This is a genomic window from Pectobacterium sp. HCp5_1 (assembly GCF_032905925.1).
In the GTDB taxonomy this organism is placed as follows: Bacteria; Pseudomonadota; Gammaproteobacteria; order Enterobacterales; family Enterobacteriaceae; genus Pectobacterium; species Pectobacterium brasiliense_A.
In genome coordinates this window covers 15981-27427 of the sequence record NZ_JAUMIO010000041.1, presented here as the reverse complement: position 1 = coordinate 27427, position 11447 = coordinate 15981, and the positions used below count along the sequence as shown (strand labels likewise).

Annotated in this window: 11 protein-coding genes; 3 read left to right on the top strand and 8 right to left on the bottom strand. The window is 51.3% G+C overall.

Features of this window, described 5'->3' with window-relative positions:
- On the top strand, positions 1 to 190 hold a 190-nt coding region (locus Q3A88_RS19505), incomplete at its 5' end, for a hypothetical protein (RefSeq protein ID WP_317178469.1).
- A gap of 214 nt (positions 191 to 404) precedes the next feature.
- Here Q3A88_RS19505 and rbsR read toward each other — a convergent pair.
- From rbsR to Q3A88_RS19470, 7 genes are all read right to left on the bottom strand, one after another.
- A complete protein-coding gene (gene rbsR / locus Q3A88_RS19500) occupies positions 405 to 1400 on the bottom strand; it encodes a ribose operon transcriptional repressor RbsR (protein WP_039281232.1) in 996 nt (331 codons plus the stop codon).
- A gap of 3 nt (positions 1401 to 1403) precedes the next feature.
- Entirely contained in the window at positions 1404 to 2330 is a 927-nt protein-coding gene (gene rbsK / locus Q3A88_RS19495) for a ribokinase (protein WP_039317415.1), read from the bottom strand.
- A gap of 195 nt (positions 2331 to 2525) precedes the next feature.
- Positions 2526 to 3413 (bottom strand): ribose ABC transporter substrate-binding protein RbsB, encoded by an 888-nt coding sequence (gene rbsB, locus Q3A88_RS19490; protein WP_039275930.1) that lies wholly within the window; start codon positions 3411 to 3413, stop codon positions 2526 to 2528.
- Between the two features lie 25 nt (positions 3414 to 3438).
- Positions 3439 to 4407, bottom strand: coding sequence for a ribose ABC transporter permease (gene rbsC, locus Q3A88_RS19485; RefSeq protein ID WP_014917165.1), 969 nt, complete (start codon positions 4405 to 4407; stop codon positions 3439 to 3441).
- A gap of 7 nt (positions 4408 to 4414) precedes the next feature.
- Positions 4415 to 5920: a ribose ABC transporter ATP-binding protein RbsA gene (rbsA, locus tag Q3A88_RS19480; protein WP_317178468.1), complete on the bottom strand. Its 1506-nt coding sequence runs from the start codon at positions 5918 to 5920 to the stop codon at positions 4415 to 4417.
- A gap of 7 nt (positions 5921 to 5927) precedes the next feature.
- On the bottom strand, positions 5928 to 6347 hold the full coding sequence (rbsD, locus tag Q3A88_RS19475; RefSeq protein ID WP_010300118.1) for a D-ribose pyranase: 420 nt from the start codon (positions 6345 to 6347) through the stop codon (positions 5928 to 5930).
- Positions 6348 to 6551: 204 nt separating this feature from the next.
- Positions 6552 to 6950, bottom strand: a complete 399-nt coding sequence (locus Q3A88_RS19470) for a YgiW/YdeI family stress tolerance OB fold protein (protein WP_110164298.1) — start codon at positions 6948 to 6950, stop codon at positions 6552 to 6554.
- A gap of 244 nt (positions 6951 to 7194) precedes the next feature.
- On the opposite strand from Q3A88_RS19470, the gene qseB reads away from it, so the two are divergent.
- Both qseB and qseC read left to right on the top strand, forming a co-directional pair.
- The gene (gene qseB / locus Q3A88_RS19465) at positions 7195 to 7857 is read left to right on the top strand and encodes a quorum sensing response regulator transcription factor QseB (RefSeq protein WP_317178467.1); all 663 of its coding nucleotides are present in this window, start codon (positions 7195 to 7197) and stop codon (positions 7855 to 7857) included.
- Positions 7854 to 9212 carry a quorum sensing histidine kinase QseC gene (gene qseC / locus Q3A88_RS19460; RefSeq protein WP_317178466.1) on the top strand — a complete coding sequence of 453 codons (1359 nt, stop codon included), beginning with the start codon at positions 7854 to 7856 and terminating at the stop codon, positions 9210 to 9212. Before qseB ends, qseC begins: the two co-directional genes overlap by 4 nt.
- A gap of 142 nt (positions 9213 to 9354) precedes the next feature.
- Here qseC and kup read toward each other — a convergent pair whose 3' ends face one another.
- A complete protein-coding gene (kup, locus tag Q3A88_RS19455) occupies positions 9355 to 11223 on the bottom strand; it encodes a low affinity potassium transporter Kup (RefSeq protein WP_110164296.1) in 1869 nt (622 codons plus the stop codon).
- Positions 11224 to 11447: the final 224 nt, after the last annotated feature.

Genomic DNA, 11447 nt, shown 5'->3' with positions numbered 1-11447 from the left:
GTCAGCGATGCTCAAAGAATTAAAACTGTTTATTCGTAATGAATTTACTGTTGTTCACTCTTCAAGACTTTTTTATATCGTTAAGATACGGTCTTGTGAGTGCCCACACAGATTGTCTGATTATATTGTTAAAGAGCAGTGCCACTTCATCGGTGGCGCGGGCTGCATATATTATGCTAATCCGCTTTAAAGTCAAGTCATTACTGACTGCCTTCGTTGAATCTTTTTTCCTGTCACCACAACCGCGTGTCGCTGTTGCCGTGTCAGTGGAGGCGCATTATAGGGACTTCTCGGCGGCTGACAAGCGCTAAATGCAAAAAAATTACCGAGTGGGGATTTTTTCAGCAAAGCGAATTAAAAGACGCCGTTATGCCGGATTTTTCGCCGCTAATTGCGATAAATCCTCACCGGACAGACTGGCGTACCATCAATTCCGGCGTCAACACCAATGCATTAGGTTCAGTATTGGGATGTTCCAGACGATACAAAAGTGTATCCACCGCTAATTCGCCGAGTTCATCTTTAGGTTGGTGAACGGTAGTTAGAGGTGGTGACATATAGCGGGCCAGTTCAATGTCATCGTAACCAATAACCGCCATGTCTTGCGGAATAGAAAGCCCAGCCTGATAAAGCGCATGGTAAACGCCAACGGCCATCGCATCGTTACTGGTGAACACCGCTTCAGGTTTATCTTCCAACGCTAACAACTGCTGCATAGCGCGGTAGCCCGCTTCAAACTCAAAGTCGCCGAAAATTTCATAGTCAGCGGGAATGAATAGCCCAGCGAGCTGCATCGCCTGTCGATAACCTTCTAATCGATTATAGGCGGTCGTCTTGTCTTTCGGACCCGCAATGCAGGCTATCTTTTTATAGCCACGAGAAATGAGATAATTGGTCGCGATCTCCCCACCGAGCAGAGAGTTATCTTTAATGACGTCCATGACGCCCTCAAAGGGGGCCCAATCCATCATGACCATAGGTATAGAAGGATAGCGGCTCATCATTTCGGGCAAAGGGCGATGGCTTTCGGTGCACATCAACAGTACGCCGTCGACCCGCTTTTGCAGCAGCGTTTCGAGACTATGGCTCATTCTGTCGCGATCGCCTTCGGTATTGCACAGAATCAGGCTATAGCCTCGCTCATAACAACAGCGCTCTACGCCACGAACCACTTCGGCATAAAACGGGTTATTACTGGCAGTGAGCAACATGCCGATGGTGCGGGTCTGGTTTATTTTCAGACTTCTGGCCAGCGCAGACGGCGCATAGTTGAGATCCTCAACGGCCTTCATCACTTTTTCGCGAATGGTGTCGCTGACAAAGCGATTGTTATTAATGACGTGAGATACGGTAGAAGTAGAAACGCCCGCAAGACGGGCGACATCTTTCATGGTGGCCAAAGATCACCCCTGGGTTTGCAAAAATGCGTCGATCTCTTCACGCCACGGGACAGAGGGCTGAGCGCCTCGCCGAGTAACGGCTATCGCCGCTGCCGCATGGGCAAATTTTACTGCGGAGGACATGGGCTTATTTTCCAGCAATGCAGTCACTAACGCACCGTTAAACGTGTCTCCGGCGGCGATAGTATCCACGGCTTTTACACGATATCCCGGAATTCTCTGCCCCTGACCGTTTTCACTTAACCATACGCCACGACTACCCAATGTGATGAGAACCGTTTCAATGCCTTTATCGTGCAGAACCTGTGCTGCGCGAGCCGCATCGTCTTCCGTCTCAACGGTAATTCCCGTCAGGAACTGTGCTTCGGTTTCATTCGGCGTGATCATATTGACCAGCGATAACAGTTCATCAGGCAGTTCACGGGCAGGGGCGGGGTTAAGAATCACTTTCGTTTGGTGTTCATGCGCCAGTTTAGCGGCCGCAATGACCGTTTCCAACGGCGACTCAAGCTGCATAAGCAATGCTGAAGCATCAATAATGTGTTGCTGATGACGATGAAGATAATCAGGCGTCACAGCAGCATTCGCGCCGGCATTAATCGCGATCATGTTCTCAGCGTCGGCGTTAACAAAAATCAGTGCAACGCCGGTTGTTTCCCCGGAGATAGCCTCAACAGCGGAAACATCGATATTGTCCTTGGATAGCTGCTGGCAAATACGGGTGCCGATATCATCTTCTCCAACGCAGGCAATAAAGGCGATGTCTGCACCGCTTCGACCAGCGGCAACGGCCTGATTGGCACCTTTCCCACCGAAAGCAACGCTATATTGCTCACCGATCACCGTTTCGCCTGGACGGGGAAATTGCTCAAGATTGAGAATATGGTCAGCATTAATACTGCCCAGCACCACCAGCTTACCCGTTTTCATTGTGTCGAATCCCGCTACGTTAATAATGCGCCACCACAAACGGGTGGCGCGAGCCCTGCTTTATACCCGTCATACTTCAAGCTGCTTGTGCGTTGGTTGCCCTTACTCACCCCAGTCACTTACTTGTGTAAGCTTCTGGGGATTCATGCGGTTACCGCCTTCATGCAACTCGAATTATTTAGGGTATATTTTTAATTATTTTGCTACCAGCTTCAGGTCAACCGGAATGATGGCCTGAGGTTTTTCACCTTTCAGCACTTTCGCAGCCGTTTCGATACCGATCACACCGATCTGATCAGGACGCTGAGCAACTGTCGCAGCCAGCTTGCCTGACTCAACAGCCTTCACGCCATCCTGAGTGCCGTCAAAGCCGACAACCAGCACATCTGTTTTACCTGCGGTTTGCAGTGCACGCAGTGCACCCAACGCCATTTCATCGTTCTGAGCAAATACGGCCTGAACGTCAGGGTGCGCGGTCAGCAGGTTCTGCATCACGTTCAGCCCTTTAGTACGGTCGAAGTCAGCAGGTTGGCTGGCCAGCATAGCGAATTTATTTTTCTCAGCAGATTTCATGAAACCGGCCCCACGCTCGCGCGCGGCAGACGTTCCAGCGATGCCTTCCAGCTGAATCACTTTAGCGCCTTCACCCAATTTCTTGGCAATGAAGTCACCGGCAACTTTACCGCCGAAGGCGTTATCAGAAGCCACGTGGCTCACAACTTCACCACTGCTCGCAACGCGGTCCAGCGTAATAACAGGGATCTTGGCCTGATTAGCCATTTTAATCGCATTACCTACTGCATCAGAATCGGTCGGGTTGATCAGCAGAACTTTGGTTCCACGTACCGTCAAATCCTGAACGTTAGCCAGTTCTTTTGCTGGGTTATTCTGGGAATCCAGCACAATCAGCTCGTAACCCAGTTTGTCAGCTTCTTTCTGCGCACCCTCTTTCATTGAAACAAAGAACGGGTTATTCAGCGTAGAAACCACCAGAGCAACCGTATCTTTGGCCAAGGCATTAGCACTGACAGTCGCGCTCAGCGCAACAGCGGAAACCAGAGTAGCCAGCTTTTTCATATTCATAACTCAATTCCTGTGTGAATGAAGGTTATTTACTGCTTTTGTTATCTACCAGAACCGCCAGCAAGATGACGACTGCTTTAACGATCATTTGGTAGTAAGAAGAAACACCTAATAAATTCAGTCCGTTGTTGAGGAAACCAAGGATAAGTGCGCCGATCAACGTACCAACGATACGCCCTTTTCCTCCAGCCAGACTGGTGCCGCCCAATACTACAGCCGCGATAGCATCCAGCTCATACCCTGTGCCCGCCGTCGGCTGTGCAGAGGACAAACGTGCGACTTCGATAATTCCCGCCAGGGCAGACAACAGCCCACACAGGGAATAGACAATAATTTTGACTTTATCAACACTGATGCCGGACAAACGGGTGGCAGACTCGTTGCCGCCCAGCGCATAGATATAGCGCCCCAGACGCGTATGGTGCAACATGTACCAGGCTGCCGCGAACACGATAGCCATGATCCAGATTGGCGTCGGAATCCCCAGCGGACGACCGATACCAAACCAGCCAAACGCATCTGCTACGTCGGAAAAACCGGTATTAACCGGGCTGCCGTTGGTATAAACCATCGTCACACCGCGAAGTAACAGCATCATGACCAACGTGGCGATAAACGCCTGCACTTTGCCTTTAGATACAATAACCCCCGTACCCGCACCAATCAGCGCCCCCAGCGCCAGTGCACCAAACACTGCCACCAGCGCATTGACTTCAAGCCCGACGATGGAAGCTGCTACGGCACCGGTCAATGCCAGCAGGGAACCCACGGACAAATCAATGCCCGAGGTCAGAATCACCAGCGTCATGCCGACGGCCATGATGGCGTTCACCGACGTCTGCTGGAGAATATTGAACAGGTTGTTCAGGGTAAAAAAGTTAGGGCTCATGGCGGAAACAACCGCAATCAGGATCAGGAGCGCGATCAGCGATTTCTGCTCCAGTAACCACTCTTTGCTGAACCAGCGTTTTGCCGCGATAGATTGAGAACTCATGTCTGACTTACTCCTGCTTTGCGCCGTATTGCTTACCAACGGCCGCGGCCATCAGTGCTTCCTGGGTTGCTTGCTCAATAGGGAAATCACCGCTCAAGCGCCCTTCATGCATCACAATGATGCGATCGCTCATTCCCAAGACTTCGGGCATTTCGGATGACACCAATATGATGCTCAGCCCTTCTTCTTTGAATTGATTGATTAACTGATAAATCTCTTTCTTCGCCCCGACATCGACGCCACGCGTCGGTTCATCGAGGATCAGGACATTTGGGCGCGTCATCAGGCCACGGGCAATCGCCACTTTCTGCTGATTACCGCCGGAAAGCAGGCCGATAGGCTGCTCCATCGAAGGCGTTTTCACGTTGAACAGGCGAATAAAGTCGGCAACGGTCAGTTGCTCTTCGGCATGTTTCAAACGACCGCCCGCATGGCTGAAATAGCGCAGTGCGGTTAAGGACATGTTTTCTTTTACTGACATGCCCAGCACCAGACCATCACGTTTGCGGTCTTCGGAAATGTAAACGATGCCGTTCGCCAGGCCATCCTGCGGTTTACGGGTCACTACGTCGCGGCCATCCAGCGTCACATTACCGCCAGTTCGCGGCAGTGCACCGTAGAGAATCTTCATCAGTTCGGTACGGCCCGCACCCATCAGCCCTGCGACACCCAGAATTTCGCCTTTCCGCACCGTAAAGCTGACACTGTCAACGCCCGGCCCAGACAGATTCTGTACCTTAAGGCGAACCTCTCCCGGCACTTTATTCGAACGTGGGTACTGATCTTCCAGCTTACGACCGACCATCATTTCAATCAGCGTATCTTCCTCTAAATCACTGACCGGACGCTCGCCGATAAACTGACCATCGCGGAACACAGTAATGTCATCGCAGATTTCAAAGATTTCTTTCAGACGGTGGGAAATATAGACAATGCCGCATCCCTGAGATTGCAGCTCTTTGATCACACTGAATAACGAAGCGGTTTCAGTATCTGTCAGGGCATCGGTCGGTTCATCCATGATGATGACTTTCGATTCAAAGCTCAGCACCTTGGCAATTTCTACCATTTGCTGATCGCCAATCGATAAATCCCCGACCATACGACGGCTGTTATAGCGCAGATTAAGGCGTTTCAGCAGCTTATCGGCTTCCGCATACATCTTGTTCCAGTCGATACGACCGAAGCGGTTGGTGAATTCACGACCAAGGAAGATATTCTCGGCAATCGTGAGTTGGGGAATCAGGTTAAGTTCCTGATGGATAATACCGATACCTGCTTCCTGGGACGCTTTCGGCCCGCTGAAATCGACCTCTTTCCCCAGAAAATGAATGCTGCCGGCATCTTTACGATAGATCCCGGTCAGAACTTTCATCATGGTGGACTTGCCCGCACCGTTCTCGCCCACCAGCGCCATCACTTTTCCCGGATAGACTTTGAGTGCCGCACCGGAAAGCGCTTTAACGCCGGGAAAAGATTTCGTGATGCCTTGCAGTTGCAGTAAAGGTTGCATTGATGCCTCAGAACGTTACGCCAGCACAAAGGATGACATTGGCATACGGAGAGCACTCTCCGCTGCGAATGATGGCCCGGCTTTTCCCGCTTTGGGTTTTAAATTCTTCATGGCTAACATAGTGCAATGCAATTGAGTTTCCCTGGTGTTGTTCAAGTTGCTTCAATTGATCGAGTAATGCGTCATGGACTGCGGGGTTCTTTTCAATAATTTCTTCCGCCAGAATAGCGGCCTCGACCTGCATTTCGCTGGTGACAACGCTAACCACCTGCAAAAACGTCGGCACGTTATGCGTCAACGCCAGATCGATACGGGTCGTCGTTTCAGGAATAGGTAAACCGGCATCGCCAATCACCAGGCTATCGGTATGCCCCAGTCGAGAAATCACGGAAGAAATATCTGAATTCAATAATGCTGCTTTTTTCATCTTCTCACCCCACCAGCGAAACGTTTCGCTAATAACATTCTAGAAAAAGAAGTAAGAAAGGCAATGAAGAGATAAAAAAAATGTGATCACCATCGAAACGTTTCGCTAACAAAAAAAGAAAGGTAACGAGAGGTCGTTATAGGAGATTGATAAATAGAGAAATGGCGGGCAACAGCCCGCCAATAGGGAACAGAGGATAGTGCGTTAGAGTTTACGAATCTGCTTCACATCTACCCCAACAGCGTTGAATTCTTTATCCAACTCGCCTGAAATTTCCACTTTATCGGTAGGTGAAACCATCTGGCCATTCCAGCGTTTGTGATCGATCTCGACTTCCATCGTGCCCGTTGAATCACGGAACAGGTAGTTTTCATCGCCGAGCCGTTTTTCAATATTCCCTCTCAGCGTCACCCAAGTGTCATCACGCAAATCTTTAGCTTTATCTACCGTGGTGAGGGAACTCTGCGAATCGGTGAATCCCCCTTGATGTGTACCAACGGCTGGTGTTTCTGGATTGACGAAACCACCACCACTGCTTTGTGCAGCAAATGCTGGTGCAGAAATCAGAGCGGTAATCGCGAGTAACGCAGCTGCTTTTTTCATATTTACCTTCCTTATTTTGCCTGTCATTTCGCAGTCAACCTGCGGGAGTAATCGGTCTTCGATAAGGATTAAAACAAACCGTTCTTAACAGAATCTTAAGGAAGCAACTTTCGCATTGTTGTTTTTTTATATTGCCGGATATTGCCCAGTTTCAGTGATTTGACCTGTACACACCGGCTCTCTATTTCGTATAAAACCGGAAAAGGCATAAGCGCAACAGCAGCGCATTCTCTGCGAGGCAGCCATGAGAATATTGTTAATCGAAGACGATCGCTTGATTGGCGACGGCCTGAAAGCGGGGCTGAACAAACTGGGCTTTAATATCGACTGGTTTATGGAAGGTAAAGCAGGTGCAGCGGCATTGAAGGCGGCCCCCTATGATGCGGTGGTGCTCGATCTCAGCCTGCCGGGTATGGACGGGATGGATATTCTGCGCCAGTGGCGTCAGGCGGGCCATGACGAACCGGTACTGATTTTGACCGCCCGCGATGCGCTGGAACAACGAGTGGAAGGGCTACAACGAGGTGCCGATGATTATTTATGTAAGCCCTTTGCGCTGACAGAAGTGGCCGCTCGCCTGCAGGCGCTGATTCGCCGCCGTCACGGTCAGCTTCAACCGGCATTAACGCATGGTGCAATTTCCCTTGAGCAGGGGTCGCGGAGCGTCACGCTTAACAACGAACCGCTAATACTAAAATCTCGCGAACTGGCGTTACTGGAACTGTTTTTGCTCAATCCGAACCGCATACTCACGCGCGCACAGTTGGAAGAAAAACTCTATGGGTGGGACGATGATGTCTCCAGTAATGCGGTAGAAGTGCATATCCATCATCTGCGTAAAAAGCTGGGCAGCGGGTTTATCCGTACCGTGCATGGCGTTGGCTATCTTCTGGGGGATGCGCCATGAACCGACTCAGCCTGCGTTTACGCCTGATTGCAGGTTTTACGCTGCTGACATTGATTTGCTGGGGCGTAGCTAGTCTGCTTTCGTGGTATCAAACACGCCATAATATCAATGAGCTATTTGATACCCAGCAAATGCTGTTTGCCAAACACCTGGCCACCATGAATCCTGATGAATTGCGAATCCAGTCAATTTCTCTGCCCAAAACCAAAAGTCTGGTACATGAGAATCAGGGAAAGCAGGAAGATGATGCGCTGGCCTTCGCCATTTTTACCCGCGATGGGAAAATGGTACTGAACGATGGTGATAACGGCAAGGATTTCATTTTTAACTATACGCGCAACGGCTTCACCGACGGCAGATTACGCGATGACAATGACGCTTGGCGCATCGTTTGGCTGACGACTGCGGATAATCGCTACGTGATTGCTGTCGGGCAGGAGTGGGAATATCGTCAGGACATGACGCTGGATATTGTAAAAACCAACCTGATGCCCTGGCTGTTCGCCCTGCCGATCATGCTGGCGCTGTTGTTCTGGCTGGTCACGCGTGAACTTTCACCGCTAAAACGCATTACCGCCGAGCTTCAACAGCGTTCACCTGACGAAAGTACGCCGCTGGCGACGCAGCACATCCCGCAAGAAGTTCGCCCGTTGGTCAACGCATTAAACCACCTGTTTTCCCGCATCAGCGACATGCTGGTTCGTGAACGCCGTTTTACCTCCGATGCGGCTCACGAATTGCGTAGCCCGCTGGCAGCGTTGAAAGTCCAAACCGAAGTCGCACAACTGGCGCATGATGATGAAGCCATGCGGCACCATGCGCTGGTCAATCTGGATAAAGGCATCGATCGGGCCACACGGCTGGTGGATCAGCTCCTGACGTTATCGCGGTTGGATGCCGAATCGTCTCCCGAGGGGATGCAGCCCATCCAGTTCAATGAACTCCTGCAACAGGCTGTGATCGCGCATTACCACACAGCGCAAACCGCGGGTATCGAGCTGACGCTGGATTTACCGGACACCCCGGTTATTCGGCAGGGCCACCCGCTGCTGCTGACTCTGCTGATACGCAATCTGCTGGATAATGCTATTCGCTACAGCCATGAAGGAGGAACGGTAAGCCTGACGCTGACAGAGCGCGGCTTTCAGGTTGCCGATAACGGACCGGGCATTAACGAGGAAGCGCTGGCAAGAATTGGCGAACGCTTTTATCGCCCGCCGGGGCAGGAGAAATCCGGCAGCGGTCTTGGGATTTCCATCGTAAATAACATCGCCAAACTGCACCACATGCGGGTCACGTTCACCAATCAGCCCGAAGGCGGGCTGGTTGTGTCGGTTAACTGGCAAAAGCTATAGGACGTTGCGTTGGGGTAAGATCGAGATACACGGTCGACCACGAGGCGAGGTGTCCCTGCGGGAACCTCATCCCCGTGTTTCCCTAATAACAAATAGCGAGTCGCTGCCTACGTGTTAACGATAGCGAGTATAGAGGGTTCACTTAAATCTCGACCTGTATCCCCAGCTCAATCAGCCTGTTCGGCGGTATTTCAAACTGATCCGCCGCTCGCAGCGCATTCCGGCTGAGCATCATGAATAGCTTACCGCGCAAGCGCAGATACCACGGGCGCTCTCCGATAATCAGCGATTCATTGGACATAAAGAAAGACGTTTCCATCATTTGGCAGGTTAACCCATCCTGCCAGCAGCGCTGAAAGACCTCTTCCACATCCGGTGTCTCACGCCAGCCATAGTTGGCAATCACGCGCCAGAACGTCGGCGAAAGCTGTTCAACCGTCACTCGACGCGCGTTAAGCACATAGGGCGCATCCTCCGTTCGCATGGTCAACAGCACCACGCGCTCGTGCAGGATCTTATTGTGTTTGAGGTTATGCAGCAGCGCGAACGGAATCACCCGAGTCGCGCGCGAGAAATACACGGCGGTTCCCGGCACACGCGTCGGCGGCGTTTTCTCCAGCGAGGCAATCATGGCATCCAGCGAGTTACCATGCTCATGCAACCGGCGCAGAAGCCTGAAACGCTCGCTTTTCCACGTCGTCATGATGATAAACATCACCATACCCAGCGCCAGCGGCAGCCAGCCTCCAGAGAGGATCTTGACCACGTTGGCCAAAAACATCGGCAAGTCGATAACCAGTAAGCCCGTCAGCAATACCCACGCCAGATAGCGATTCCAGAGCCAATTCTTCACCGCCACCGTACAGAACAGAATACTGGTAATCACCATCGTGCCCGTTACCGCAATCCCGTAAGCCGCAGCCAAATTGCCCGAATGCTCAAAGCTGACAATCACGATGACAACGGCGATATAGAGCATCCAGTTAATGGCGGGGATATAGATCTGACCGGATTCCATATCTGATGTGTGAACGATACGCATCGGCGGCAAGTAGCCCAGTCGCACCGCCTGACGGGTCAGGGAGAAAACACCGGAAATCACGGCCTGCGAGGCAATGATTGTCGCCAGCGTAGCCAATATCATCAGTGGAATCAGCGCCCAGTCTGGCGCCAGCAGGAAGAAGGGGTTCTTGATGGCTTCCGGGTCTTTTAACAGCAGCGCACCCTGCCCGAAGTAATTTAACACCAGCGATGGCAGCACCACCGTAAACCAGGCCAGACGGATCGGGAATTTACCGAAGTGGCCCATATCGGCATACAGCGCCTCGACCCCAGTAATCGCCAGCACCACGGCCCCCAGCGCGAAGAACGATACCGCTTTATATTCGATAAAGAAGCGCACGGCGTACATCGGGTTCAACGCCTGCAAGACTTCGGGGTTAGCAATAATGCTGCGCGCACCCAGTACGCCAAGCGTCAAAAACCAGATCAGCATCACGGGTGCAAACAGCTTGCCGACGCTACCCGTACCGTGTTTTTGAATGATAAACAGTAATGTCAGAACGATAATCGAGAGCGGAACGATATAGCTGTCCATTGAAGGTGCAGCGATTTCCAATCCTTCCATCGCCGACATCACCGAGATAGCGGGTGTGATGACCACTTCCCCATAGAAGAAGCTGCCGCCAATCAACCCCATGATGACCAGCACGGACGTCATGCGATCGGAGGTATTGCGCCCGGCTAACGACATGAGGGTGAGAATCCCACCTTCACCTGCGTTATCGGCACGCATCACATAGGTCAGATATTTCAGCGAAACAACGAGGACCAACAGCCAAAAGATCAGTGAAAGAAAGCCAAAGACCGAATCAGGCTCGACCCCAAAACCAAACTGCCCTGATAAACATTCCCTTAACGTATAAAGAGGGCTGGTTCCTATATCTCCATAAACCACCCCGATGGCCGCCAGCGTGACAGCCGGAAGCGAACGTTTATGTTCTGAGCTCATATCTATCTTCTGTTGTTAATCAGTCCGCGAAGCGCGTCATTCACAGCAACTCGTCCAAGAGCGCACAGTATGCACAAATCAGGGTAAAAACCCATTTTTATTCTGTGAATCGCCAGCTCAAGCCCCCCTGTAAAAGCGGGTTTATTGATTACTGTCGCCATTAGGTTGAATAATTCGTAAAAGTATTCTAATAAAAAACTGTGACCTGTCGTTTAATATTATTA